Here is a 25477-nt window from a genome sequence, read left to right as displayed (position 1 = left end):
CGGCGGGGCATAACCGCAGGTCAGAGGGGTGTTAACCGTAATGACAACGGTCCCCGTTGCAGCCTTTGCCCATTGCTTCACAGTGCGCTTCACTTCACGCGTCGGAACCGACCGGACGGGGGACGCCATGAGCGTGCACGACCACATGCACGACGCCGGACACACGCACGACCAGGGCCGCGGACACGGCCACGACGGCCACGGGCACGGCCCCGGCGGGCACTCCCACGGGGTCTCCGCCGACGCGGACCGGCGGTGGCTGGCCGCCGCACTGGCCCTGATCGGCACCTTCATGGCGGTCGAGGTGGTCATCGGCGTCATCGCCCGCTCGCTCGCACTGATCTCCGACGCGGCGCACATGCTGACCGACGCCGTCTCGATCGTCCTCGCCCTCATCGCGATGCGGCTCGCCGCCCGCCCGGCGCGCGGCGGGTTCACGTACGGGCTCAAGCGCGCGGAGATACTGTCCGCCCAGGCCAACGGCCTCACCCTGCTGCTGCTGGCCGTCTGGCTGGCGTACGAGGCGGTCGAGCGGCTGATCGACCCGCCGCCGGTCGCGGGCGGCCTGGTGCTCGTCACCGCGCTCGCCGGCATCCTCGTCAACATCGCCGCGGCCTGGTGCATCTCCCGTGCGAACCGCTCCTCGCTCGCCGTCGAGGGGGCCTACCAGCACGTCCTGAACGACCTGTTCGCGTTCATCGGCACGGCCGTCGCCGGCCTCGTCGTCCTGACCACCGGCTTCCGGCAGGCCGACGCGATCGCCACGCTCGTCGTGGTGGCGCTGATGGTCAAGGCGGGCTACGGGCTGGTCCGCGAGTCCGGCCGGATCTTCCTGGAGGCGGCCCCCGCCCACCTGGACCCGGACGCCGTGGGCGACCGGCTTGCCGGACATCCGCCGGTGACGGAAGTCCACGACCTGCACATCTGGACGATCACCTCGGGCCAGGCCGCCCTGTCGGCGCACGTGCTGGTCGAGCCGGCGGGCGACTGCCACGCGGTACGTCGGGACCTGGAGCGGCTGCTGGCCAAGGAGTACGGCATCACCCACACCACGCTCCAGGTGGACCACGCCCAGGAGGCGCTGCTCACCGTCGGCCGGACGGCGGACGACGCGGGCGACCCGCACTGCGCCGAGGCCCACGGCCCGGTCCACCGGCAGGGCCCGCACGACCACTGAGCCGGCGCGGCGCGCCGGCGGACTGGCGGCGCGCCCGCCGGGCATACATGCGGCCATGACGACGAAGCGCAGTGCGGGGCTCCTCCTCTTCCGAGAGGCGGGGGCGGCGGCCGCACCCGGGTCCGCCCCCGCGGTCGAGGTGCTGCTCGGCCACATGGGCGGCCCGCTGTGGGAGCGCCGCGACGCCGGCGGCTGGGCCATCCCGAAGGGGGAGTACGAGCCGGACGAGGCGCCGCTGGACGCGGCCCGGCGGGAGTTCACCGAGGAGATCGGCCTGCCCCCGCCGGAAGGACCGTACCTCCCGCTGGGCGGGGCCCGGATGCCGAGCGGCAAGCAGGTGGTGATCTGGGCGGTCCGCGCGGACCTCGACCCGGCCCTCATGGTGCCCGGCACCTTCCTGATGGAGTGGCCGCCCCGCTCGGGGCGGACGCGGGAGTTCCCGGAGCTGGACCGGGTGGCCTGGTTCACCCCGGAGGAGGCCAGGACGAAGCTGATCGCCTCACAGGTCACGTTCGTCGAGCGGCTGTTGGAGCTGTTGGCGGGCTGAGCGGAACCCGGGCGGCCCGGAGGGGGCCGCGGGCTGAGCCGCCCCGTGCCGGGTTGGGAACCGGCCCGGCCGGAAACCGTGTCACTGGGGGTGGCCGGCCGGCTACGCGGCCGGACCGGGTCACGGTGACGCCACGGACGGGGGCAGGCGATGACGACGTACGGCTGGACGGTGCCCGGCTACGCGCACGTCCGGGAGCTCGGCGCCGGCGGCGGGGGCCGCGTGGTCCTCGCCGTGCACGGGGCGACCGGCACACCCGTCGCGGTGAAGTACTTGAGCGAGCGGCTCCGCGAGGACCCGGCGTTCCTCGCGGAGTTCCGGGCCGAGGCACGGCTCCTGGGCCGCCTCGACTCCCCGTACGTGGTGCGGCTGTACGAATACGTGGAGGCACCGGGCGGCGCCGCGATCGCGATGGAGCTCGTCGACGGGATCTCGCTGCGGGCCGTGCTGCGGGAGTCGGGGCAGACCGGGCCGGAGGCGGCGCTGGTCGTGCTGAAGGGCTCGCTGCTCGGCCTGGCGGCGGCGCACCGGACGGGCGTCGTCCACCGCGACTACAAACCGGAGAACGTCCTCGTCGCGGCCGACGGCTCCTCCAAGCTCGTCGACTTCGGGATCGCGGCGCGCCGCGGCACCACCCCCGGCGTCGCGGGGACGCCCGCCTACATGGCGCCCGAGCAGTGGCAGGGGCGGCCGGCCTCGCCCGCGGCCGACGTGTACGCGGCGACGGCCACCTTCTTCGAGTGCCTGACGGGCCACAAGCCGTTCCCCGGGCAGAACTTCGCGGAGCTCGCCGTCCAGCACGTGGAGGCGCCCGTCCCGGAGGACGAGGCTCCGGAGACGGTCCGGCCGCTGATCCGCCGCGGCATGGCGAAGTCACCGGAGCAGCGCCCGGGCGACGCCGAGGAGTTCGTCGCGGAGCTGGAGCACCTGGCGCTCGCCGCGTACGGGCCCGACTGGGAGGAGCGCGGGCAGCGCAGGCTCGCGGCGGCGGCCGCGCTGCTGCCGCTGCTGTTCCCGTCCTCGGGGGGCACGGCCTCGGGGACGACGGCGGTCGCGACGACCTCGCTGGGGCGGGGGTCGGGTTGGGCGCCGGGGCGGCGCGGGTCGATCGCGGCGGGCGCGGCCCTCGTGCTGGGGGTCGTCATCGGTGCGGCGTACAGCGCGGTGGGCGGCGAGCCGGGCGCTGCGCGGGCGGCGGACTCGTTTGCGACCTCGCGGCCGGTGACACCCGGGCCGGGGCCGTCCGTGTCGCCGTCCGGTTCGCCTCCGGCGTCCCCGTCGCCGTCGCCGTCGGCGTCGGCGTCGGCGTCAGCGTCGGCGAGCGGTTCACCGTCGCCCTCGCCCTGGCCGTCGCTGTCGGCCCGCCCGTCGCCGAGCCGTTCGGCGGTGGTGCGGCCGTCGGCGTCCGCCTCGCCTGCCCGGCCGCCGTCCCCGCGGCCCTCGCCGACCGCCACGCCGACGCCGAAGCCGACGCCGGTCGTGCACGCCGTCGGGGTGCAGCTGGCGCAGACCGGCCCGGACACGGCGGCGGCGGACATCTCGTTCAAGACGACCGGCACCGGCCCGGTCCGGGTCACCGTGCAGTGGTTCACGGGCGACGACGGCGACGCCTTCGCCGAGCCCGACGGCACCACCGTGTACGAGCACACGGCCGGAGGCGGTACGGCGGCCCTGGCCGCGGCAGGACCGGTCACGCACACGTTCAAGGGCGGCGGCTGCCATTGGGGCGTCCGAGTGACGACCTCCCCGGCGGCGGGCCAGGGCCCGGCCACCGACAGCCTCGTCGTGAGGAGGTGCTCCCCCGCATGAACAACGACGACGAATACAGCGCCACCGTGCTCGGCAGCCACTGGATCGACGGGCCGCCCGAGCTCCGGGACGCCGTCCCCGACCGGGTCGAGGGCTCGGTCCTGCGGTTCGGCCCGGGCGTGACGGCGGCCGCGCCGGCCCCCTTCCCCGTCGTGCTCCCGCCCCGTCCGCGGCGCCGCCCGGAGTGGCGCCGCTACACCCTGGCCGGCGCGGTCCTGCTCGGCGTGCTCGGCTACCTGTTGTGGCAGGAGTTCGGGCCGGGACTGGCCGTGCGGGAGGTGTCGGCGGCCACCGCGGACGGCCGGGACCCCGGCTGCGACTCGACCGCCGACGTGGTGGCCCTCGTCCGCACCAACGGGCGCCCGGGGACCATCACGTACCGCTGGCTCCGCAGCGACGGCACACGTACGGAAGCCCTCACCGAGCGCGTCCCGCGCGGCCGCGACGAGGCCCGCCTCCACCTGCTGTGGACGTTCCGCGGCGAGGGCGTCCTCGAGGCGTCGGCCACCGTCGAGATCCTCTCCCCCGACACCCGCACGGCCCGCACCGCCTTCACGTACCGCTGCGAGCGGTAGGCCGCCCCCGGCGCGGAAGGGGACGGGTCAGCAGCGGGCGTGGGCGGTGATGTCGGCCTCGAACTCGCCCGTCATGGCCGGGGTGACCGTCGGCCTGCACTGCGCGACCGCCGCCAGGTAGTCCTCCGTCGTGGCACCGGGCGGCGCCGCCGCCGCCCCGTGCGCCCCGACCGCCTCCAGGTCCCGTTCGAAGGACACCTGCGCCGCGATCCGCGCCGCGTGCTCGATGTCCGCGGGGGTGAACAGCTCGGTGGCCGCGACCAGCGCCGGCACGTCGACGCCGCCCCGCCCGGCGGTGTACCGGGCCCAGATCGCGGCGCGGGCCGCGGCGTCCGGGGTGCCGATGGGGATCAGGTAGTCGAAGCGCCCCGGCCGCAGGAACGCGGGGTCGAGGGAGCGTATGGAGTTCGTGGCGCAGACCAGCAGCCGCTCGTCGCCCTCGCGGAAGCCGGGGATGAGCTTGAGCAGTTCGTTGGTCACGCCGTGGACGCCGCCGGGCGCGGCCGGTTCGGACCGTACGGGCGCGATCTCCTCCACCTCGTCGATGAAGACGAGGACCCGCTCCAGTTCGGCGATCCGGGCGAAGGCCTGCCGGAGCGCCGCGGCCAGGTTGCCGCCGTCGGCGAGGCGGGAGGGCAGCAGTTCGACGAAGGGCCAGCCGAGCCGGGAGGCGATGGCACGGGCGAAGGTCGTCTTGCCGGTGCCGGGCGGCCCGAAGAGGGCGATCGCGCGGGGCGGTCGGACGCCGTGCGCGGCGGCCCGCTCCGGTTCGGCGAGCGGGAGCACCACGCGCCGCTCGATGAGGTCCTTCTCCTTCTCCATTCCGGCGACCTTCGCCCAGAGGCCGCCGGCGAGGAAGCGTCCGCCGAGGTCGTCGAGGAGGCCGGCGGCGGGGCCGTGCAGCGGTTCGGTCTTCTCGAAGTAGGCGACGGCGGGCTGCCGGGTGTAGCCGGCGTTGAGCAGGCCCTCCCCCAGCAGCTCCTCCTCCGGAAGGACGTACGCGATGCGGCCGACGCGGGCCGCGACCAGGCGCCGCTCAAGCTCCACGAGGAGGGCGCTGGCCAGGCCGCGCCCCCGCCACCCGGCGGCGATCGCGATCCGCATCACCCAGGCGCGCTCGCCGGTGACGCAGGCGAGGGCGGCGCCGATGGGGACGCCCTGGTGGACGGCGACCACGCAGGGCTGCCGGCCGGTGAGCGCGCTGATGCACTCGGCCAGCGAGAAGACCGACTCCTGGCCCAGCCCGGCCGTCGTGTCGATCAGATGGACGACCGCGGCGAGATCGCTCTCGCGGTAGTCGTGGATGAGCCAGTTCACCCGGGTACCGCCCCTCGTTCGTGCTCCTGTGCGGTGAGGCTAGGGGCGGCCGGGGCGTGCGTTCCCGTGCCGCGGTGCACAACAGCGGGGCGGTGAACCGTCCGGCGCGTCCATAGACTGGCACCTTCCGCTCGCACACTCCTTCGAGGATTCGAACCGCCCCATGGCCTTTCACACGAGAACCGCCCTCCGCCGCCTCCCCGTGTGGCTGCCACCGGTGCTGTGGACGACGGGGCTCGGACTGTGGGGGCTGTCCCGGCAGGACAGCGTGTGGCGGGACGAGGCGGCCACCTGGCAGGTGGCCGGGCGCTCGGCCGGGGACATCTGGGCGATGCTCGGGAACGTCGACGCCGTGCACGGGCTGTACTACCTGCTGATGCACGGCCTCTTCGAGGTGTTCGGGCCGGGCACGGCGACGCTGCGGCTGCCGTCGGTGCTGGCGGTCGCCGCCGCCGCGGCGTGCACGGCGCTGCTCGGGGAGCGCCTGGCGGGCCGCCTGGCCGGCCTGGCGGGCGGGTTCGCGCTGCCGCTGCTGCCGGCCGTGCAGTTCCACCTCCAGGAGGGCCGCCCGTACGCCCTGGTCGCGGCCGGCGCCGGGCTGTCGACGCTGCTGCTGGTGTCGCTGCTCGCGGACGCGGCGGGGGCGGAGGGCGGGCGGCCGGGCCGGCGGGAGTGGCCGCGCTGGACGGCCTACGCGGTGGCGGTGCTGTTGTGCGCGCTGCTGAACTGGCTGTCGCTGCTCGTCCTCCCCGCGCACGCCGCGACCCTGTGGTGGACGGGCGCGCCGCGGGCGGTGGTGGCGCGCTGGGCGGCAGCGGCGGCCGGGGCGGTCGCCGGGGCGCTGCCGCTGGTGCTGTTCAGCCGGAGCCAGTCCGACCAGGTGTCCTGGATACCGCCGCTGACCTGGCACATGATGATCGGTCCGGCCGTCCTGCTTGCGGTGGGCGGGCTGTGCGCCGCGGCGGACCGGCCGCGCGCGGGCCGGCTGTCGGCCGCGGCCGTGGGCCTGCCGCTGCTGGCGGTGCCGCAGCTGGGCCTGATCGGGCTTTCGCTGGTGCAGCCGCTGTTCCTCGAGCGGTACGTGCTGTTCGGCATGCTGGGGCTGGCGCTGCTGGTCGGCGCGGCGCTGGGGGCGGGCGTACGGGCCCTGGCGCCCCGGTTCCCGCGCGCGTCGGCGCTGCTGGTGCCGGCCGTGGTGGCGGCGGCAGTGCTCGCGCTGCTGCCGCAGTCGCTGGCCAAGCGGTCGCCGGCGAGCCGGGTCGACGACGTGCTGGCGGTGGCCGGGGAGGTGGCCCGGCTGGGCCGGCCGGGCGATGCGGTGGTGTTCGTACCGGCGGCCCGCAGGGACACGGCGCTGGTGTCGCCCGGGGCGTTCGCGGGGCTGGCGGACGTGGCGCTGGAGCGCGGCCCGGTCGAGTCGGCGACGCTCAAGGGCGAGGAGGCGGATCCGGCGCGGATCCGGGCCGCCCTGCTGGAGCAGCGCCGGGTGCTGCTGGTGACGGATGCCGCCCGGGTCGCGAAGCCGTCGGGCGCGGCGCGGGACGCGGCGAAGGCGAAGGTGCTCGCGGAGCACTTCGCGGTGGTGGCGGACCGGGAGGTGCGGGGGCGGCGGGTGACGGTGTACGAGCGCCGCTAGGTCGTCTCTACCGGGCGCCGTTGCCGGACGCGGCCGGGCCGCCCGGGGTGGCCTCCGGGCCGGGATTCACAGCGGATTCATATGGAATAGCGGGCTCCGTTCATGGTTTCGACGGGGAGGCTCGGACCATGATCCCGCGCATGCCGAGCCGAACGCCGCGCCGCAATCGCGTCCGCCGGGCCGCCCGGACGCTCGCGGCCCTCGCCGCTATGGCCGCCCTGCTGGGCGCCCACGTGCCGGACGCCTCCGCCCTGCCGCCCCCGGGCACCACCGTGATCGCGCCGCCCGGCGCGGCGGCGGACCGGGTCGGGCCGCTGTTCGCCGGAGGGCTGGACGGCGGCCACTTCTGCACCGCCTCCGTGGTCCGCAGCGCCGGCCGGGACGTGATCGCCACCGCCGCGCACTGCCTGGCCGACCCGCTGAACACGGTCTTCGCACCCGGTTACCGCGACGGCAGGGCCCCGTACGGGCTGTGGCGGCTGACCGGCGTCCACACGGCGCGGTCCTGGACCGAGCGCGAGGACCCGGACGCCGACCTGGCCTTCGCCACGGTCGTCCCTGCGGGCGGCGGGGCCGCCCTGCCCGTGGAGGAGGCCGTCGGAGGCTTCCCGGTGGCGGGCGGGCAGCCGGCCGGCGCGGCGGCGACGGTCGTCGGCTACCCGCGCACCGCGGAGGCGCCGCTGCGCTGCACGAACACGACGGTCCTGCACGCGCCGACGCAGCGGCGGATCGCCTGCCCCGGCCTCAGCGGCGGCACCAGCGGCAGCCCGTGGCTGGTGGGCGGCGCCGTGGCCGGCGTGCTCGGCGGGCACGAGGGCGGCGGCACGGACCCGGACGTCTCGTACAGCGCGGTGATGGGCGACCGGGCGGTGCGGCTGTACCGGGAGGCCTCGGCGCGGGCCTGACCCGCGGCGGGCCGGCCTACTCGGGGATCCCCTCGGGGACCCAGGCGGGGGCCGCCTCCTGCGCGGCCGGGAAGCCCGCCGCGGCGGGCACGGCGGCGGGCTCGTCGGGGAGCTCCGCCGCGGGGGCGAACCAGGTCGGCCCGCCGGCGAGGGTGCGGCGGATCCGGTGGAGGGCGAAGGGGTGGAGCGGCGGCAGGGCGTCCGGCTCGAACCAGCCGACCTCCAGCGACTCGTGGTCGTTGACGCGGGCCTCGCCGCCCGTGGCGCGGCAGCGGAAGGTGATGTCCTGGAACTGGCAGACGTCCCCGTTGGGGTAGGTGAACGGTTCGAGCATCTCGACCAGGACGACCTGCTCGGGGACGCAGCGGACGGCCGTCTCCTCGTACACCTCGCGCGCGGCGGTGTCGGCGGGCTGCTCCCCCGGCTCGGGGATGCCTCCGATCACGGACCAGCCGCCGGTGTCGGCACGGCGGCCGAGCAGCACGCGCCCGAGGTCGTCGACGACGACGGCGGTGACGCCGGGCAGCAGGAGGAGCCGGTTCCCGGCGTGCTCGCGGATCTCGCGGATGAACTCAGGTGTCATCCCCCGACCATACGAGGCCGCGGGCGCGGCCCCCGTCAGGCGGCGCCTCCGCGGGCGCGGATGCGCCGCGCCAGGACCAGGCCGAGCCCGCCTGCGGCGAGCGCGAGGAGCGCGTACTCCGGCAGGGGGCCGAGGCGGGTGGCGGGGGTCTCGGTGGAACGCAGCGGGATCTCGGCGACGAGCGCGTCGGCCGTGAACATCTCGGTCTGCTGTACGACCTTGCCGTCGGGGCGGATGACGGCGCTGACGCCGCTGGTGACGGGGACGAGGACGGTCCGGCTGTGCTCGACGGCCCGGACGCGGTCCATGGCGAGCTGCTGGTAGGTCATCTGGGTCCGGCCGAAGGTGGCGTTGTTGCTCGGTACGGCGATCACCTGGGCGCCGGCCCGGACGGTGGAGCGGACGGCGTCGTCGAAGGCGGCCTCGTAGCAGGTGACCATGCCGACGCGGCTTCCGCCCATGTCGAAGACGCCGGGCTCCTTGCCCGGGCCGAAGTCCCGGCTCACCCGGTCCACGTCCTTGCTGAACAGGCGCACCACGGACCGCATGGGGATGCGCTCGCCGAAGGGCTGGATCTTGCGCTTGTCGTAGGTGTCGGTGGGGCCCTTGGCAGGATCCCAGCGGATCACCGTGTTGCGGAGCGGGCCGGTCTCGGGGGCCAGGACGGAGCCGATCGAGACGGGCACGCCGACGGCCTTCACGGCGCCGTCGATGACGCGGTAGGCGTCCGGCTGGGTGAAGGGGTCGATGTCGGAGGAGTTCTCCGGCCACACCACGAAGTCCGGCCGGGGGGTCTTGCCCGCACGGACCTCCTCGGCGAGCTGGAGGGTCCGGTTGGCGTGGTTGTCGAGGACGGCGCGGCGCTGGGCGTTGAAGTCGAATCCGGCACGCGGCACGTTGCCCTGGATGACGGCGGCCACCGCTGTGCCGTCCTCGGCGGCGGCGGAGACGAGGGGGCGGGCCGCGAGGGCCGCTGCCGCGGGTGCGGCGACGGCGAGCGCGGCGAGGGCGGCGGTGGCCGGGCGCGGCCGCTCGCGGGCGGCGAGCAGGGCGGCGTACAGGCCGAACCCGCACAGGGCGGTGCCGAAGGAGAGCAGCGGGGTGCCGCCGAGGGCGGCGAGCGGGAGGAGGATGCCGTCCGCCTGCCCGAAGGCGAGCTTGCCCCAGGGGAAGCCGCCGAAGGGGGCACGGGCCCGCAGCGCCTCGCCGGCGGTCCACACGGCGGCCGCCCACAGCGGCCAGGCGGGCAGCCGGGTGACGAGGGCGAGGCCGGCGGTGGTGACGGCGATCATGAGGGCTTCGAGGGTGGCCAGGGCGAGCCACGGGACCGGGCCGACGCCCTGGCTGGTCCACACGAGCAGCGGCAGCAGGAAGCCCAGGCCGTGGAGGAGGCCCAGCCCGAATCCGGCGCGGGCGCGGCGGCCGCGGAGGCAGCCGGCGAGCACGGCGAGGGCGACGGGGGCCAGCCACCACAGGGGCCGCGGCGGGAAGCTCAAGTAGAGCAGCGCACCGGAGCCGGCGGCGAGGAGGCCGCGGACGGCGGCGGCCCTGCGCCCGGACCGCTCGGCGTCTGCGGGCCGCGCCGCAGGGGAACCGGCACCGGCGCCGGCTTCCGCTCCGGCGGTTCGGGGCTCTCGGGTGACACTGCTGCTCATCTGGCGGAGTGTACGCGGCCGGTCCGCCTTGGCGGAGGCCGGCGGGTCGGGTGGCCTGCTCAGCGGGTGTGCGTCCGCAGGTGGGTGTCGATCACGCGGACCGCGTTCTCGGCGTCGTCGACGGTGACGGTGAACAGCCTGCCGTCGCCCAGGTGGAGCGCGAGGCCCTCGCCGCGGCGGACGATGACGGCGGTGCCCTTCTCGGGCCGCCAGCGGTGGCCCCAGCCGCCCCACTGCTGCGGGGTGATGTGCGGCAGGTACTCGGCGCGGGTGACGTCGGCGAGGCGGACGGTGCGGCGCGGCAGGCCGATGTGGCCGCAGCGCACCTCCAGGGCCTCGGCGTCGATGGTGACGGCCACGTACACGAAGGCGAGGGTGCCGTACAGGATCAGCAGGCCGACGGCGATGCAGCCGACTACGGCCATGAGCAGCGCCACGGTGCCCGTGCCCCAGGAGGAGGCGACGGCCAGCTGGATGCCGAGCGCGAGGGCTGCGGCGCCGGCCAGGGCCAGCAGCCATTGGCCGCGGTTCGAGGCCCGGCCCGCCCAGAGCGGACCAGGGGGGTGACCCGTCATGGGTAGCAGCGTACTCACGTTCCGCATGTGCGGCACCGCCTCGCGTCCGGCCTGTCAGGGGGGACAGCCGCGGTTGCAGCCGCCGGGTCCGGTGCGGCGTGGGTCCGGCGGGCGGTCAGCCGGGCAGGAGGCCGACCAGCGCGTCCCGGAGGGCGGGGCGTCGGGCGGTCGCGAACCGGTGCAGGGTGCGGGAGCCGAACGCCACGCGCTGTGCACTGCGGCGGCGCTCGCGGTCGTACGCGCGCAGCGCCGCGGGCAGCCCGGCCCGCCCGTGGGCGGCGACGGCCCGGCCGAGCGCCTCCGCGTCGAGGAGGGCGGTGCAGGCGCCCTGGCCGAGGTTGGGCGTCATGGCGTGGGCGGCGTCGCCGACGAGGACGGTGCCCCGGCCGTCCGTGAACGAGGGCAGGGCCGGGTACAGGTGGCGCATCTCGTAGCGGATCCAGCCGGCCTGGTCGGTTTCGGCGAGGATCCGCGGGATCGGGTCGTGCCAGCCGTCGAACGCGGCGCGCAGTCCGTCTGCGGTGGTGCCGGCGGGGACGGTGGCGTACCAGTTCGTCCGGCCCGGCTCGACGGGTGTGATGCCGAAGAAGCGGCCGTCTCCCCAGGTCTCGCCGTGGACGCCCGTCTCGAAGTCGGCGATGCCGATCCAGGCCGTGGTGCCGAGGGTGCGGACGCGGCTGCGGGAGCCGAAGCGGGCGGTGCGGACGGCGCTGTGGATGCCGTCGGCGCCGACGACGAGGTCGGCGCCGCCGGTCCGGTCCGCGTCGGCGGCCCACCGGCGGCCGTGGCGGACGGGGACGCCGCCGAGCCGGTCCAGTTCGGCGGCGAGGGCGTCGATCAGGCGGGGGCGGGAGACGAGGAGCTCGGGGCGTCCCGCCTTGCGCTCGATGCGGGCGAGGGGCAGGGCGGCCAGGGCGGTGCCGTCGGGGCGGCGGATGTGCGCGCGGCGGTACGGGACGGCGCTTGCGCGCAGGGCGTCGCCGAGGCCGAGCCGGTCGAGGGCGGACTGCGCGGTCGGGTGGAGGCCGAAGGCGGTTCCGTAGCGCTCCAGGGTGTCTCGGCGCTCGACGACCTCCACGGACCAGCCGGCCCGCCGCAGCGCCACGGCTGCGGACAGCCCTCCGACGCCCGCTCCGACCACGAGGGCCCGGCCGGCGTCGCCTGGAGCACCGGGGAAGGCCGTTGACCGATCCATGACCGCTCCTCCCGCTCGGGCCACCACATCCGTGGTACCCCATCCGTGGTACCACGGCCGTGGTTAAGCTGGCAAGGTGAACCAGGATCGAAGGAGTCGGCTGCGGGAGGCCGCTGCGGTCGTACTGGCGGAGGCCGGCGGGCGGGGGCTGACGCACCGCGCCGTCGACGCCGCGGCCGGGGTACCCGTGGGCACCGCCAAGAACTACTTCCCCACGCGCGACGCGCTGCTGCGCGCGGTGGCCGAACACTGCGTGGAGCAGTACCGGGCGGTGGCAGCGGCCCTCCGGGGGGCCGGACCCGGCCCGTCCGACCGGGCGGGCCTGGCGGCGCTGCTCGCCGCCCTCCTGCGGGACGCGTCCGGACCCGGCCGGACCCGCATGCTGGCCTACCTGGAACTGCAGACCGAGGCGGCTCGGCGGCCGTGGCTGGCCGCGATCCTCGACCCGATCGGCGCCGCCGACTTCGCCGCGCACGGGCGCCTGCTGCGCGCGGCCGGGCTCCCGTCGGGGCCCGCGCACGCCCGCGCCCTCACCCTCGCGCTGCACGGCGCGCTCTGGCACCTCCTCTCCGGGGCCCCGGCCACACTGGCCGCCGCAGGGCTGGACGACCTGGACGCGTTCGCCCGGGACGTGCTGGACTGTGCCTGCCCCGACCTGCACGAGGAGGCCTCTTGACGACCCGTCTCGACCGCGCCGTGGGCGCGGTGCTGGGCTCCGCCGTCGGCGACGCGCTCGGTGCGCCCTACGAGTTCGGGCCCGCCGGCGAACTCGACGCCCGCGGCTCGGAGATGCGCGGGGGCGGCGGCTGGGAGCCGGGCGAGGCCACCGACGACACGCAGATGGCCGTCCTCGTCGGCGAATCCCTCTTCGAGCACGGCGGGCTCGAACTCCCCGATGTCTTCGACCGGTTCCGGCGCTGGGCGGCCGCCGGGCCGAAGGACATCGGCCTGCAGACGGAGCAGGTGCTCACCAGCGGCGACCCGTGGGACCTCGCCGCGGCACTGCACTTCCAGGTGAACGCGCGAGCGGCGGGCAACGGTTCCCTCATGCGGGCGTCGACCTCGGCGGTGTTCTTCGCGGCGGCCGGGCAGCAGGCAACCATGGACGCGGCCCGGCGCCTGGCCGCCCTGACCCACGGCGATCCGGCGGCCTGGGAGGGCACGGCCCTCCTCCACGAGCTCGTCCGCACGGCGCTCGACGGCGCCGACCCCCTGGAGCGGCTGCCGCAGGCGCTGGCGGCGGTGGCCCCGGAGCAGCGCGAACGCTACGCCCGCGTCCTCGCCCCGGACTGGCACCCCGGGCTCGCCACCGAGTTCAACGGCGCGGTGTGGCCCTGCCTGGGCTCGGCGGTGTGGGCCCTGCGGACGACCGCCGGTTTCCCGGAGGCCGTACGGGCCGCGGTGAACCTCGGCGGAGACACGGACACGGTGGCCGCGGTCACGGGCGCCCTGGCCGGCGCCGTCTACGGCCGGGAGGCGATCCCCCCGGAGTGGACCGCGCCCCTCCACGTGCCCCTGCCGGGCTTCGGCGACCGCGTCCTGGACGCCCGGTCCCTGCTCGACCTCGCGACCCGTCTGGCCGGGACGGCGTAGGGCGGCGGACCGCTCCGCGGCCCGCGGAGTCAGTGGCTGCCGGCCGCGGCGCCCTCGCCGGCCAGGAGCCGGCCCTCGGCGTAGCCGAGCGCGGCGGCGGGCAGGCCGCCCTCGCTGCCGCTGAGCAGCACCGTCAGGGTGCCGGTGGCGGCGGCGCCCGGGTCGGGGGCGGCGCCGATCCGGCGCAGCGCCTGGACGGCGACCGGCTCGGCGGAGCCGTGGTAGACGAGTTCGGCGCCGGCGGTCCGCTCGGCCAGCGCCGCCCGGACCGCGGGCTCGACGAGCTCGTAGTGCGTGCAGCCGAGGACGACGTCGGTGACGTCGGCCGGGGTGAGGGCGGCGGCAGCCGCGACCGCGGCCGCGACGGCATCGGCGTCGCCCGCCTCGACGGCGTCGGCGAGCCCCGGGCAGGGCACCTCGGTGACGTGCGCGCCGGCTGCGAAGTCGCGGATCAGGCCGCGCTGGTAGGGGCTGCCGGTCGTGGCGGGGGTGGCCCAGATGGCGACGCGGCCGCCCGCCGCGGCGGCGGGCTTGATCGCCGGTACGGTCCCGATGACGGGGATCCCCGGCTCCAGGTCGGCCCGGATGGCGGGGAGGGCGTGCACGGTGGCGGTGTTGCAGGCGATGATCAGCGCGTCCGGCCGCAGCGCGACGGCGGCGCGCGCGACGCCGAGCGCCCGCCCGGCCAGGTCGGCGGGGGTCCGCGGCCCCCAGGGCATGCCGTCGGGGTCGGAGGACAGGACCAGATCGACGTCCGGCCGCAGCCGCCGCATCGCGGCGGCTGCCGCGAGGAGGCCGATTCCGGAGTCCATGAGGGCGATCTTCACCTGGTCACCTTAATCGACGCACCCCTCGGGCCCGCCCCGACGGGCCCCCGCTGTGGGCCGCGGCACACCCGTCGGGCTACGCCGCCGCGGAGAGGCGGCGACGGTCCGGACACCACCCCGCAGCGCCGGGCGTATCCGCCTGCCCCCGAGGCCCGCAACGCCGCTCACCCCTGCCGTCCGCAGGGGCGGGCAGGGTTGCGAGGATGGTGGTACGGGGAGACGAACCCCTCGGTGCGGGTTCCGCGCCGGGCGACCCTGCTGCCAGGCGGTGCCACACTGGCCGGCCGGGGGCTGTCGGACCCGGTCGTGCGCCCGCCCGGCCGCTACCTGTACGGGGTCGACGAGGCGGTCGTCAGGGCCGGCCTCGTGGCCGAGGTGGCGGAGGATGTCGCGGAGGATGTCGGCGGCGGCCTCCCGGACGCCTCCGTACCCGCCTGGGTCACCTCGGACGAGGCGGGCGCCACGCCGTTCGCGACGGCCTACGAGATCATCGAGGTGCTGCCGCACGACGCCCCACGGCCCGGCCCGCAGCCGCGCGGGGGCGGGCCGGACGAGCCGACCGAACGCCGGCACCGCCGCTCCGCCGGGGCCGCGGAACCCGGACCGGCCCCCGCCGCCGGGGGCACGGGCGCGGCGACGCCGTTCCCGACCCGGGTGGCCGGGGCGCCCGCCCTGCTGCTCGTCCGGCCCGCGGGCGGACCACGGGACGCTTCCTGAACGGGGCGTGCGGGCCTGCACGGCACGTCGGCGCCGCATGGCAGCAGGACGAACGACCGGTGGGCAGCAGCCGCCGCACCGGCTGAAAGCGAGATCGCCCCGCCGGCGGGCCGCCGCGGCGGCCGGGGGACGCGGCGCGGCTGTGCTCAAGGCGGCGCGCCTCCGGGCCGGCCGCCGGATGGCGCGCCGGCGGGGTGCGGGACATGCCCCGCAGGGTTCGGCACACTGCCGCCCATGGGCCTTTTCGGTGCTGCCTGCGTCTCCCTCGCCGCCTGGTTGTGGCTGACGTTCGCCCAGGGCATGTTCTGGCGGACCGACGTCCGCCTGCCCCCGCGTTCCGCCCCGGCGCGCTGGCCCTCAGTGGCCGTCGTCGTCCCCGCGCGGGACGAGGCCGGGGTGCTGCCGCTCAGCCTGCCCTCGCTGCTCGCGCAGGACTACCCGGGCGAAGCGCGCATCGTCCTCGTCGACGACGGCAGCACCGACGGCACCGCCGACGTCGCGCGCCGCCTCGCGCGCGGGCACCCCGGGCTGCCGCTCACCGTCGTCTCGCCGGGCGAGCCCGGCCCCGGCTGGACGGGCAAGCTGTGGGCCCTGCGCCACGGCATCGCGGTCGCCCGCGCGACCACGCCCGCCGGGCCGGACTACCTCCTCCTCACCGACGCCGACATCGCCCACGAACCCGACAGCCTCCGCGAGCTCGTCGCCGCCGCGACGAGCGCCGGCCTCGACCTGGTCTCGCAGATGGCCCGGCTCAGGACCGCCGGGCCGTGGGAGCGGCTGGTCGTCCCCGCGTTCGTGTACTTCTTCGCGCAGCTCTACCCCTTCCGCCGGATCAACCGCCCGGGCGGCCGGACCGCCGCCGCGGCCGGGGGATGCGTACTGCTGCGCACGGAGGCGGCCGTACGGGCCGGGGTGCCGGACGCGATCCGGCACGCCGTCATCGACGACGTCTCCCTCGCCCGGGCCGTCCGGGACTGCGGCGGCCGGATCTGGCTGGGGCTCGCGGAGCGCGTGGACAGCGTGCGCCCCTACCCGGCGCTGGCCGACCTGTGGCGGATGGTGTCGCGCAGCGCGTACGCCCAACTCCGCCACCAACCGCTGCTGCTGGCCGGGACGGTGGCCGCGCTGGTGCTCGTCTACCTCGTCCCGCCGGCCGCGCTCCTGGCGGGCCTGGCCGGCGGCCGCCCGGCCACGGCGTGGGCCGGGGGCCTGGCCTGGCTGCTGATGGCCGGCACGTACCTGCCGATGCTGCGGTACTACCGGCAGCCGGCCGCATTGGCGCCGCTGCTGCCGTTCACCGCGCTGCTGTACCTGCTGATGACGGTCGATTCGGCGGTGCAGCACCACCGGGGGCGCGGCGCCGCGTGGAAGGGGCGGACGTACGCCCGTCCCAGCGATGCATGAAACGGAAATTCCGCCCCGCGGGCGATGTCATTCGGGGCCACCGTGTGGTGACGCTGCGTCAGCGGCAAGTCGGTGCAACACCCAACCGGGGAGTACGAGTCGGAGCAAGCCGGGGCGGAAGTGGCGAATCGTGCACGTGAAGGCCAAGTGAAAGCTGGGGCACTGACCTGGGAATATGCAGGTCAGCGCGGGGTTCGTCACACCTCGCTATGGACCCCGTGAAGCCGTGGGCTTAACTTATGACCCATGACCTCCCCCCGCTCCACTTATGGCGGCGGCTACTACTCCGCGCCCTCCTTCCCGGACACCCCCATCTACGACTCGCTCGTGGCGGAACGCGGGACTCCGCAGATCGCCCCGATCCGGGTTCCGGCCGCCTACGACACGCCGGGCGCCGGCTATGCGAGCGGTGGAAACCTCCCGGCCCTCTCCTCCTCGCTGCCGGCCCTGCCGGCCGCCCTCCCGCCCGCCGCACCACAGCAGCAGACGGGCGGTTACGGGTACCCGTACCAGGGGCAGGCGGCGCCCGCGCCCATGCCCCTGCAGAGCGCGCCCGCGCCGTACATCCCGCAGCAACAGCAACCCGCCCCGGCCCGCCCCGGCTACATGCAGCAGGCCCAGCCGCAGCCGCCGCGGCCGGCCGCCGCGGGCACCGGGTACGAGGCGATGCGCCCTGCCGCACCGCGTCCGATGCAGGTTCCGGTTCCGACCCCGGCGCCCGCCGCGGGCGCCCCGTACCAGGACCCGTACGGCCGTCCCTACCAGGGGCGGGGCTACTGACCGCCCGAGCGGGCCGAAACCTCCCGGCGCGGGCGTCCTGACAGGCCCGCCGGCGCACGCTGGGGCGCCGGCGGGGCACCTGGCAGGATGCACGCATGGCGAACCCGTACGTGCACGCGCTCCACGTCCATCCCGTCAAGTCGGTGGCGGGGATCGCCCCCGACGAGGCGGCCGTGGAGCCCTGGGGGCTGTCCGGCGACCGGCGCTGGGCGCTGGTCGACACGTCGGGCACGGTCATCACGCAGCGCCAGTGGCCCCGCCTGGCGTTGGCCGCCGCGCGCCCGCTGCCCGGGGGCGCGGTCGCACTGTCGGCGCCGGGCATGGCGGAGCTGGTCGTGGAGGTGCCCGAGCCCGGGCCGCTGGAGCCGGTGGTGCTCTTCGGCAAGAAGGTCGAGACCGTCGTCGCGGCGGGTGACGCCGCGGACTGGTTCGGCACCTGGCTGGGCGCTCCGGTGCGGCTCGTGCACCTGGACGACCCTGCCGTACGCCGGCCCGTGGACCCCGAGTACGCCCTGCCCGGGGAGACCGTCAGCCTCGCCGACGGCTATCCCGTGCTGCTCGCCTCGCTGGCGTCACTGGGCGCGCTCAACGCGCTGATCGGGCAGGGCGAGCACCCCGAGGAGGGGCCGCTGCCGATGAACCGGTTCCGGCCCAACGTCGTCGTCGGGGGCGCCGAGCCGTGGGCCGAGGACGGCTGGCAGCGGATCGCGATCGGCGAGGCGGTCTTCCGCGTGGCCCGCGAGTGCGGCAGGTGCATCGTCACGACGACCGACCAGGCGACGGGGGAGCGCGGCAGGGAGCCGCTCAAGACGCTCGGCAGGCACCGGAGGATCGGCAGGTCCCTCGCGTTCGGGCGGCAGCTGGTGCCGGTCCGGACGGGCACCGTGCGGGTCGGGGACGAGGTGCGCGTCCTGGGCTGAGGCCGGCGTCTCCCCCCGTCCGCCTGCGCTGCCATGGGTGCGGCCGCACGGCGGGCGGAACTCCTTCGGAATGACACCTTCGAGGGGCTCTGCCGCCGGTTCGGAACCGACCGCCACCGGCCGTCCGTTGGATCAGTCGGAACGTGTCGCACGACCGCGGGGGACCGTGCAGCGGATCGCGCGGCACACCTCCCAGCGCCCGGGATGCGCGTCTCCGGGGCGTGCGGGAGGTTTGGACGGCAGACAGGCGGCAAGGGGGTGCCGGACCGTGTGGACAGCGACAGGTGTGTGGCGTTGGCGGCACAATCCGCTGCGCCGGCCCACCGATCTCTTCGAGGCATGGGTGGCGTTCGCCGCGGTGGTGTGCGTCCTGCTGGTCGCACCGGCCGTGGGCTGCGCGGCCGGCCTCCGGGTGGACGACCGGCTCCAACGGGCAGCGCGGGAGCAGCAACAGGAGAGGTTCCTCGTGCCGGCGGTGGTGGTGCGGCCCGCCGAGGAGGGCCCCGGGGGCGCGGAGGCGAACCCGCAGCGCCAGAGCCCCCGGCGCACCCTGGTGGTGGCCGAGTGGACCGCGCCGGACGGCAGCGGCCACCGGGGCACCGTCCCCGCGGCGGAGGAACCGCCGCAGGCCGGCGACCGGTTCCGGATATGGACGGATACCCGGGGCCGGCTCGTGGGGCGGCCGCTCGACGCGGCCTCCGCCGGGGCGCACGCCGCGGTCGTCGGCCTCGCGGCGGCCGCCGGGGTGGCCCTGCTGGCCGAGACGGGCCGGCGGCTCGTCGTCCGCCGGCTGGTGCACCGGCGCCACGCGCTGCTGGACCGGGCCTGGGCCGAGGCGTGGCGGGACTGGGGCCGGGCGGGTGCGGGAAGTTGACCTGGCCTCCCGGCGGCTCCCCGCGCGCTACGGTGGACCGGCCGGACCCCGGTTGCCGTCAGCCGCTCGCACCTCTGAAGGCGGTCGCGGAGGCGGTTCCGGTCGGTTCGACAGCGCGAGAACGAGGGCGGGGGCACGACAGCACCATGGCACAGGGCACGGTCCAGCTGACGCACGGCGGTTCCTCGCGGTGGCGGCGCCGCTCCGGCGAGTACCCGACGCTGTCCGCGGCGCTCGCCGCCGCGGGCGACGGGGACGTGCTGACGGTCGCGCCCGGCACCTACCGGGAGAACCTGGTGCTGCACCACGCCGTGACGCTGCGCGGGGTGGAGGGCGCCGCGGGGTCGGTGCGCATCGCCCCGCCGGACGGGATCGCGCTGACCGTGCGGGCCTCGGCCGTGGTCCGGGACCTGACCGTGGAGGGGCAGGACAGGGCCGCGCCCGCGCTCCTGGTGGAGGACGGCACGCCGGAGCTCACCGACCTGCGGGTGACGACGGAGTCGGCGGCCGGCATCGAGGTCCGCGGCCGGGGCCGTCCGGTGGTGCGCCGGTGCACCGTGGAGAACCCGTCCGGGGTCGGCGTCGCCGTACTGGACGGCGGCGGAGGGGTGTTCGAGGAGTGCGAGGTCGCCGCCTCCGGACAGGCCGGGGTCTCCGTCCGCTCCGGCGGGCACCCGCGGCTGGAGCGGTGCCGGGTGCACCACGCCGGGGGCGCAGGCATCGCGGTCACCGGGGAGGGGTCGGGGCTGGAGGCGCTGGGCTGCGAGGTGTACGAGACCAACGGGACGGGGGTGCAGGTCGCCGCGCGTGCGGCGGCCCGGTTCACCGACTGCACGGTGCACCGCACCTCGGCCGACGGGGTCACCCTCGACACCGACGCCGTGCTCGCCCTCTCCGGGTGCGACATCCACGACGTCCCGGAGAACGCGGTGGACCTGCGCTCCCGCTCGGTCCTCACCCTCACCCGCACCAGCGTGCGCCGCTTCGGCCGCAACGGCCTCTCCGTATGGGATCCCGGCACCCGCGCCGAGGCGGACTCCTGCGAGATCCACGACAGCACGGGCGACTACCCGGCCGTGTGGATCAGCGACGGGGCGGGCGTCTCGCTGACGGACTGCCGGGTGCACGACGTGCCGGACGCGGTGTTCGTCCTGGACCGCGGCTCGCGCGCGGACGTCGTCGACAGCGACCTGTCGCAGGTCCGGAACACCGCCGTCTCCGTGAGCGACGGGGCGACCGCCCGGGTCGAGGACTGCCGTATCCGCGAGGCCGGCACCGGCGCCTGGTTCCGCGACCACGGCAGCGGCGGCACCCTCGCCGACTGCACGATCGACGCCGTGCAGACCGGGGTCATCGTCACCAAGGGCGCCGATCCCTCGGTCGAGCGGTGCACGGTCTCCTCCCCCGCCGAGGCCGGGTTCTACGTCTCCGCCGGCGGGCGGGGCAGCTTCCGGTCCTGCCGGGTGACCGGCAGCGCCGGCTTCGGGTTCCACGTCCTCGACGGCTGCCGCGCCCACCTGGCCGGCTGCCGCACCGAGCGGTGCGCCCGCGGCGGCTACGAATTCGCCGAGGACGGGCCCGTCGCCGAGGACTGCACCGCCGACGACACCCCCTCAGGGCTCCCCGGGCACACCGGGGCCGGCGGCGCAGCCGGCGCCGGGGAGCGGGCCGCGGTCCGGGCCGCGCCCCGCGAGGTCCCCGCCCCGGCCGGCGCGGCGGACTCGCCGCTCCCCGCCGCCCGGCCCGCGCCCGCCGCGGTGCCGGGGCGCGGACGCGGCGAGGCCGCCGCGGCGGAACGGCCCGCGGAGGGCGGGTCCGCCGCCGTGCTGGAGCGGCTCGAAGGGCTGGTCGGCCTGGAGAGCGTCAAGCGGGAGGTCCGCGCGCTCACCGACATGATCGAGGTCGGGCGGCGCCGGCAGCAGGCCGGCCTGAAGGCCGCCTCCGTCCGCCGCCACCTCGTCTTCACCGGCTCCCCCGGCACCGGCAAGACCACCGTGGCCCGGTTGTACGGGGAGATCCTCGCCTCCCTCGGCGTCCTGGAGCGCGGGCACCTCGTCGAGGTTTCGCGCGTGGACCTCGTCGGCGAGCACATCGGGTCCACCGCCATCCGCACCCAGGAGGTGTTCGAGCGGGCGCGCGGCGGCGTCCTGTTCATCGACGAGGCGTACGCGCTGGCACCGGAGGACTCCGGCCGGGACTTCGGGCGGGAGGCGATCGATACGCTCGTGAAGCTGATGGAGGACCACCGCGACGCGGTCGTGGTGATCGTCGCCGGGTACACGGCCGAGATGGAGCGGTTCCTGACCGTCAACCCGGGCGTCGCCTCCCGCTTCTCCCGGACGATCAGCTTCGCGGACTACGGGCCGGAGGACCTGCTGCGGATCGTGGAGCAGCAGGCCGACGAGCACGAGTACCGGCTCGGGGAGGGCACCGCCGAGGCGCTGCTGGCGTACTTCGCGGAGCTGCCGAAGGGGCCGGCGTTCGGCAACGGGCGCACGGCCCGGCAGACGTTCGAGTCGATGGTCGAGCGGCACGCCGGCCGGGTGGCACAGCTCGCGGACCCGGGGACGGACGAGCTCACCCTGCTGTTCCCGGCGGATCTCCCGGCTCTGCCCGCTCCCTGCTGAGCCGCGGGCCGGGCAAACCCGTACCGGCAGCGGTCCCGGGGGCGGCGGGTGCGGCTCCGGGCCGGGTGTCGTCGGCGCCGCAGTGGTCGTCGGCCGGGGGCCGGGGGCCGGAGAGCCGGGCGAGCAGGGCGTCGCGTTCGGCGGCGAACGCCGGATCGTCCTGGTAGTCGAAGTGGCCGAGGACGGGTGCGGGCAGCGGATGCTCAGCGGTCCGCCCGTACGCGACGGGGTCGGGGAGCGGCCCCCGGTCCACGGCCCGGCCCGCCTCGGGGACGACCGGGCCGCCGATCGGGTCGGTGGCCCGCCACAGGTTGCGCCAGCAGTCGACGTCGCGGTGCAGCGACAGCAGCGGTCCGCTCCCGAAGTACGCGGGGAACCATCGGCCGTACAGCCGGCGCAGCGGCGAGCCGTACGTGAGGAGGGCGACGCGGTGGCGCACGAGCGGCGGGAGCTGCCAGACCGCGGCGGCTGCCAGGACGCTGCCCTGGGAGTGGCCGGAGATGACGAGGCGTCCGCCGGTGCGGCCGGTCCAGGCCGTCATCCGCCACGTCAGGTCGGGGACGGCGCGCTCGGCGTAGCAGGGCGGCGCGAAGGGGTGGGCGGCACGCGGCCAGAACGTGCCGACGTCCCACAGCACGCCGACGGTGCGGCGGGCGGCGGGGTCGCGGTAGGCGCGCCGGCCCCACGTGACGAAGAGGAGGAAGCCGAGGCCGACGAGCCACGACCCGGCGTCCTGGGCGGCGCGCGCGGCGGCCTCCAGCAGCGGATGTGCCCCGCGGGCGGCCTCGCCGGGAACCTTGCCGGTCAGCCAGGCCCCGGCGAGGGCTCCGGCGCCGAGCAGCAGGGTGATCCCGGAGAGGGCGGCGGCGAACCGCGGCGCGGCGTCGGTCAGGGCGGCTGCCGTACGGGCGCCGGCGATGCGGCGGCTTCGGTCGCCGTCCGGGACGGACCCTGCGTACTCGGCAGCTACCCCGGCGGCGATCCGGCGGCGGGTGCGGGCCGCCCCCGCGGCGTGGAACACGGCCAGGCAGGCCAGGGCGAGGAGGACCGGCGGGAGGACGGCGGCCTGCCATGACAGCAGGACGGGCGGCTCGGCCGGCGCCCCCTCCCCGAGCCAGTCGGCGAAGCGCCCGGCGACCCCGCCGGACATGACGCCGCCGAGGGCGCAGGCGAGCACGGCGACGGCCGGCCCGCCGAGCCCGCGCAGCGCGGTCGCCGGGTCGGGGGCCCGCCGGTACAGGCTGCGGGCGACGGCGGCGAGCGCGACGATGCAGCAGCCCTGGCCCAGCATCAGCAGGCCGAAGGCGAAGTCGCCGGGCAGGCGGCCCGAGGAGGTCCATCCGGGGCGCGACCAGCAGGCGTACACCAGGACGGCGGTGAGGAGGGCGAGCGCGGCGCCGGGCAGCAGGGTGGTCGCGGCCCGGTCGAGCCGGTGGTCGGGGCGGGTTTCGGTGCGGCCGCGCCGGCAGACGACCCAGGCGACCGCGGCGGTCCCGGCGACGAGCAGCGCCTCCAGGGCCCAGCCGACGGATTCCAGGACGGCGGCGCCCGCGGCGGCGTCGCGGCGGGCGACCGGGAGGGCGACTGCGGCGGCGACGGTGAGCAGCCCGGCCGCGGTGTGGGCCGCGCGCAGCCGGGCCACGATGCGGCGCCCGTACCAGAACCCGGGCCGGCCGAGGGCGGGGGTGCCGGCGGTGCCGCCCCCGGGGGCTCCGGTGCCGTGGCCGGCGGGCGGCGTCTGGGATTCGTACGCGCTCCACGTCCGGTTCGACAGGAACCACAGGAGCCCGGTCAGGGCCGCCGGGACGAGGGCGGCGAGCGCGAGGCGCCGGCCCGGCTGGCCCCACCAGCGGCCGGGTTCGGCGAAGCGCAGCCACCAGCGGGAGCGGGTGCAGGGCTGCGAGCCGGCGCACTGCCAGGCGAGCAGGTCCAGGGCGACCTCGCAGGCGGCTGCGATCAGCAGCAGCGTCAGGCTGAGGGCGAGGATGCGGACGAGCAGCCCGTACGTGCGCACCGCGCGCGGCTGCGGGGCGCCGTCGGGCACGGCGGGGCGGGCCCAGTGCGCGAGGTTGACCACCATGAAGGGCAGGAGCAGCAGCCACAGGGCGCGCGAGCCGTTGCCCGAGGTGAGGCGGGACCAGCAGTACGCCTCCACGACGGGCCGGCCGGCGTACCGCTCGGGGTGCGCTTCGGCCTCGGCGTCGGCGGTGCGGCGGAAGACGGCGGCGGTGGCGTCGCCGGTGACGCGGACGGTGCGCGGGTCGTCGAGGAGTTTCTCCGGGGCGGCGCCGTGGACGCCGTGGACGCGGAGTTCGAGGGCCAAGGGCCGCGACACGGCCTGGTGTTCGGGGGCTGGGGGGTGCGGGGGGCGGGGGATGTCCGGCACGGGCGGCCTCCGCTCGAGGGGCGGGAGTCAGCGCGACCTCCAGCATCCCGCGCGCCGGGCCCGCCGCCTAGCCCCTGTACGGGCGACACGGCGGGTCTTGAAAACCTTCTCCCCCACCACTGTTGAATGGCCGTCAGGCGGGCTTCCGGCCCGCCCCGCCCTGCCCCGGCGGGCTGCGGCGGGGCCAGGCGCCCGGTTCGCGCCAGGTGCCGGTCACCAGGAGCGTCTCGATGGTCTCGGCGTACGGTGCCAGGTCGAGGCCCTGCGCGGCGACCCAGTCGTCGGAGTAGTACTTGTCCAGGTAGCGGTCGCCGGGGTCGCACAGCAGGGTGACGACGCTGCCCGTCCGCCCCTCGGCCACCATCTCCGCGACGATCTTCAGGGCGCTCCACAGGCCCGTGCCGGTCGATCCGCCGGCCTTGCGGCCGATGGCCCGCTCCAGGGCGCGGCAGGCGGCGACGCTGGCCGCGTCGGGCACCTTCATCATCCGGTCGATGGCGCCGGGCACGAAGCTGGGCTCCATCCGCGGCCTGCCGATGCCCTCGATGCGGGAGCCGCAGTCGCTGGTCGCGCCGGGGTCGTCCGCCGTCCAGCCGTCGAAGAAGCAGGAGTTCTCCGGATCGGGCACGCAGACGCGCGTGTCGTGCTGCATGTAGTGCACGTAGCGGGCGATGGTCGCCGAGGTGCCGCCGGTGCCGGCGGTCGCGACGATCCACGTGGGCTCCGGGTAGCGCTCCAGGCGCAGTTGCTGGTAGATCGACTCGGCGATGTTGTTGTTGCCGCGCCAGTCGGTGGCCCGCTCCGCGTAGGTGAACTGGTCCATGTAGTGGCCGCCGGTGCGGGCCGCGAGGTCCGCCGATTCCTCGTACATCTTCATCGGGTCGTCGACGAAGTGGCAGGCGCCGCCGTGGAATTCGATCAGGCGGCACTTCTCGGGGCTGGTCGTGCGCGGCATGACGGCGATGAACGGGACGCCGATCAGCTTCGCGAAGTACGCCTCGGAGACGGCGGTCGAGCCGGAGGAGGCCTCGATGACGGGCCGCCCGGGGCGGATCCAGCCGTTGCACAGGGCGTAGAGGAACAGCGAGCGCGCGAGGCGGTGCTTGAGGGAGCCGGTCGGGTGCGTCGACTCGTCCTTGAGGTAGAGGTCGATGCCCCATTCCTCGGGGAGCGGGAAGCGCAGCAGGTGGGTGTCGGCGGAGCGGTTGGCATCCGCCTGCACCTTGCGGACGGCGTCTTTCAGCCAGGCACGGTACTCCGCGTCACTGCGGTCGACGTCCGCCGTCGTGGCCGCGGTCGCCGCCGCGGCCGGCGCGGCGGAGGTACGGGTGGTGCTCATGCGCCTTGCTCCTTCGTGCGTTGCTTCGCCCCCTGC

The 25477-nt window shown here is 76.4% G+C and carries 21 protein-coding genes and 1 pseudogene; 14 read left to right on the top strand and 8 right to left on the bottom strand.

Annotated features, from left to right (window positions below; translation table 11 throughout):
• Positions 1–127 precede the first annotated feature (127 nt).
• The 4 genes from IE170_RS22830 to IE170_RS22815 all read left to right on the top strand — a co-directional run bounded on the left by IE170_RS22830 (position 128) and on the right by IE170_RS22815 (position 4108).
• Positions 128–1177 (top strand): cation diffusion facilitator family transporter, encoded by a 1050-nt coding sequence (locus IE170_RS22830; RefSeq protein ID WP_189811309.1) that lies wholly within the window; start codon positions 128–130, stop codon positions 1175–1177.
• Positions 1178–1232: 55 nt separating this feature from the next.
• A complete protein-coding gene (locus IE170_RS22825) occupies positions 1233–1724 on the top strand; it encodes an NUDIX hydrolase (RefSeq protein ID WP_189811308.1) in 492 nt (163 codons plus the stop codon).
• Between the two features lie 150 nt (positions 1725–1874).
• Positions 1875–3533 carry a serine/threonine-protein kinase gene (locus IE170_RS22820; RefSeq protein WP_189811307.1) on the top strand — a complete coding sequence of 553 codons (1659 nt, stop codon included), beginning with the start codon at positions 1875–1877 and terminating at the stop codon, positions 3531–3533.
• Positions 3530–4108, top strand: a complete 579-nt coding sequence (locus tag IE170_RS22815) for a hypothetical protein (protein WP_189811306.1) — start codon at positions 3530–3532, stop codon at positions 4106–4108. The genes IE170_RS22820 and IE170_RS22815 overlap by 4 nt, the downstream gene beginning before the upstream one ends.
• 27 nt (positions 4109–4135) lie before the next feature.
• Here IE170_RS22815 and IE170_RS22810 read toward each other — a convergent pair whose 3' ends face one another.
• The gene (locus tag IE170_RS22810; RefSeq protein WP_189811305.1) at positions 4136–5425 is read right to left on the bottom strand and encodes an ATP-binding protein; all 1290 of its coding nucleotides are present in this window, start codon (positions 5423–5425) and stop codon (positions 4136–4138) included.
• Between the two features lie 163 nt (positions 5426–5588).
• Between IE170_RS22810 and IE170_RS22805 the strand changes: the two genes are divergently transcribed.
• Both IE170_RS22805 and IE170_RS22800 read left to right on the top strand, forming a co-directional pair.
• Entirely contained in the window at positions 5589–7061 is a 1473-nt protein-coding gene (locus tag IE170_RS22805) for a glycosyltransferase family protein (protein ID WP_189811304.1), read from the top strand.
• Positions 7062–7201: 140 nt separating this feature from the next.
• Positions 7202–7966 carry a trypsin-like serine peptidase gene (locus IE170_RS22800; RefSeq protein WP_223857154.1) on the top strand — a complete coding sequence of 255 codons (765 nt, stop codon included), beginning with the start codon at positions 7202–7204 and terminating at the stop codon, positions 7964–7966.
• A gap of 121 nt (positions 7967–8087) precedes the next feature.
• Here the strand turns inward: IE170_RS22800 and IE170_RS22795 are convergent.
• The 4 genes and pseudogenes from IE170_RS22795 to IE170_RS22780 all read right to left on the bottom strand — a co-directional run.
• Positions 8088–8549: pseudogene (locus IE170_RS22795) on the bottom strand (NUDIX hydrolase); the annotation flags it as partial.
• A gap of 35 nt (positions 8550–8584) precedes the next feature.
• The gene (gene lnt, locus IE170_RS22790) at positions 8585–10204 is read right to left on the bottom strand and encodes an apolipoprotein N-acyltransferase (protein WP_189811301.1); all 1620 of its coding nucleotides are present in this window, start codon (positions 10202–10204) and stop codon (positions 8585–8587) included.
• A 59-nt stretch (positions 10205–10263) separates the two neighbouring features.
• Entirely contained in the window at positions 10264–10779 is a 516-nt protein-coding gene (locus tag IE170_RS22785) for a hypothetical protein (RefSeq protein ID WP_223857155.1), read from the bottom strand.
• Between the two features lie 115 nt (positions 10780–10894).
• Complete coding sequence (locus IE170_RS22780; protein ID WP_189811299.1) at positions 10895–11974, bottom strand: FAD-dependent monooxygenase; 1080 nt, start codon at positions 11972–11974, stop codon at positions 10895–10897.
• A 76-nt stretch (positions 11975–12050) separates the two neighbouring features.
• Here IE170_RS22780 and IE170_RS22775 point away from each other — a divergent pair, with 76 nt between their 5' ends.
• Together IE170_RS22775 and IE170_RS22770 are read left to right on the top strand one after the other, a co-directional pair.
• Entirely contained in the window at positions 12051–12650 is a 600-nt protein-coding gene (locus IE170_RS22775) for a TetR/AcrR family transcriptional regulator (protein ID WP_189811298.1), read from the top strand.
• The gene (locus IE170_RS22770; protein WP_189811297.1) at positions 12647–13567 is read left to right on the top strand and encodes an ADP-ribosylglycohydrolase family protein; all 921 of its coding nucleotides are present in this window, start codon (positions 12647–12649) and stop codon (positions 13565–13567) included. The genes IE170_RS22775 and IE170_RS22770 overlap by 4 nt, the downstream gene beginning before the upstream one ends.
• A gap of 29 nt (positions 13568–13596) precedes the next feature.
• Here IE170_RS22770 and IE170_RS22765 read toward each other — a convergent pair whose 3' ends face one another.
• On the bottom strand, positions 13597–14394 hold the full coding sequence (locus tag IE170_RS22765) for a glutamate racemase (protein ID WP_229885087.1): 798 nt from the start codon (positions 14392–14394) through the stop codon (positions 13597–13599).
• Between the two features lie 195 nt (positions 14395–14589).
• On the opposite strand from IE170_RS22765, the gene IE170_RS22760 reads away from it, so the two are divergent.
• From IE170_RS22760 to IE170_RS22735, 6 genes are all read left to right on the top strand, one after another.
• Complete coding sequence (locus tag IE170_RS22760; RefSeq protein WP_189811296.1) at positions 14590–15111, top strand: hypothetical protein; 522 nt, start codon at positions 14590–14592, stop codon at positions 15109–15111.
• 234 nt (positions 15112–15345) lie between these two features.
• Positions 15346–16515 (top strand): glycosyltransferase, encoded by a 1170-nt coding sequence (locus tag IE170_RS22755; RefSeq protein ID WP_189811295.1) that lies wholly within the window; start codon positions 15346–15348, stop codon positions 16513–16515.
• A gap of 246 nt (positions 16516–16761) precedes the next feature.
• A complete protein-coding gene (locus IE170_RS22750) occupies positions 16762–17295 on the top strand; it encodes a DUF6643 family protein (protein WP_189811294.1) in 534 nt (177 codons plus the stop codon).
• A gap of 95 nt (positions 17296–17390) precedes the next feature.
• Entirely contained in the window at positions 17391–18215 is an 825-nt protein-coding gene (locus IE170_RS22745) for an MOSC domain-containing protein (protein ID WP_189811293.1), read from the top strand.
• A gap of 268 nt (positions 18216–18483) precedes the next feature.
• A complete protein-coding gene (locus IE170_RS22740; RefSeq protein WP_189811292.1) occupies positions 18484–19089 on the top strand; it encodes an Rv1733c family protein in 606 nt (201 codons plus the stop codon).
• A gap of 146 nt (positions 19090–19235) precedes the next feature.
• Positions 19236–21716 (top strand): right-handed parallel beta-helix repeat-containing protein, encoded by a 2481-nt coding sequence (locus IE170_RS22735; protein WP_189811291.1) that lies wholly within the window; start codon positions 19236–19238, stop codon positions 21714–21716.
• Here the strand turns inward: IE170_RS22735 and IE170_RS22730 are convergent.
• Together IE170_RS22730 and cds1 are read right to left on the bottom strand one after the other, a co-directional pair.
• Entirely contained in the window at positions 21667–24051 is a 2385-nt protein-coding gene (locus tag IE170_RS22730; protein ID WP_229885080.1) for a hypothetical protein, read from the bottom strand. The two genes, IE170_RS22735 and IE170_RS22730, sit on opposite strands and share 50 nt — an antisense overlap.
• A gap of 184 nt (positions 24052–24235) precedes the next feature.
• Positions 24236–25441 (bottom strand): L-cysteine desulfhydrase Cds1, encoded by a 1206-nt coding sequence (gene cds1, locus IE170_RS22725; protein ID WP_189811290.1) that lies wholly within the window; start codon positions 25439–25441, stop codon positions 24236–24238.
• Positions 25442–25477: the final 36 nt, after the last annotated feature.

Source organism: Streptomyces toxytricini, assembly GCF_014649915.1.
In the GTDB taxonomy this organism is placed as follows: domain Bacteria; phylum Actinomycetota; class Actinomycetes; order Streptomycetales; family Streptomycetaceae; genus Streptomyces; species Streptomyces toxytricini.
The sequence above is the reverse complement of the archived record's forward strand: the minus strand, read 5'-3'. Positions and strand labels throughout refer to the sequence as shown.

Coding starts and splice junctions, on each gene's coding strand:
- IE170_RS22830 (WP_189811309.1), top strand. CDS start 128: ATGAGCGTGCACGACCACATGCACGACGCCGGACACACGCACGACCAG.
- IE170_RS22825 (WP_189811308.1), top strand. CDS start 1,233: ATGACGACGAAGCGCAGTGCGGGGCTCCTCCTCTTCCGAGAGGCGGGG.
- IE170_RS22820 (WP_189811307.1), top strand. CDS start 1,875: ATGACGACGTACGGCTGGACGGTGCCCGGCTACGCGCACGTCCGGGAG.
- IE170_RS22815 (WP_189811306.1), top strand. CDS start 3,530: ATGAACAACGACGACGAATACAGCGCCACCGTGCTCGGCAGCCACTGG.
- IE170_RS22805 (WP_189811304.1), top strand. CDS start 5,589: ATGGCCTTTCACACGAGAACCGCCCTCCGCCGCCTCCCCGTGTGGCTG.
- IE170_RS22800 (WP_223857154.1), top strand. CDS start 7,202: ATGCCGAGCCGAACGCCGCGCCGCAATCGCGTCCGCCGGGCCGCCCGG.
- lnt (WP_189811301.1), bottom strand. CDS start 10,204: ATGAGCAGCAGTGTCACCCGAGAGCCCCGAACCGCCGGAGCGGAAGCC.
- IE170_RS22785 (WP_223857155.1), bottom strand. CDS start 10,779: ATGACGGGTCACCCCCCTGGTCCGCTCTGGGCGGGCCGGGCCTCGAAC.
- IE170_RS22780 (WP_189811299.1), bottom strand. CDS start 11,974: ATGGATCGGTCAACGGCCTTCCCCGGTGCTCCAGGCGACGCCGGCCGG.
- IE170_RS22755 (WP_189811295.1), top strand. CDS start 15,346: ATGGGCCTTTTCGGTGCTGCCTGCGTCTCCCTCGCCGCCTGGTTGTGG.
- IE170_RS22750 (WP_189811294.1), top strand. CDS start 16,762: ATGACCTCCCCCCGCTCCACTTATGGCGGCGGCTACTACTCCGCGCCC.
- IE170_RS22745 (WP_189811293.1), top strand. CDS start 17,391: ATGGCGAACCCGTACGTGCACGCGCTCCACGTCCATCCCGTCAAGTCG.
- IE170_RS22735 (WP_189811291.1), top strand. CDS start 19,236: ATGGCACAGGGCACGGTCCAGCTGACGCACGGCGGTTCCTCGCGGTGG.
- cds1 (WP_189811290.1), bottom strand. CDS start 25,441: ATGAGCACCACCCGTACCTCCGCCGCGCCGGCCGCGGCGGCGACCGCG.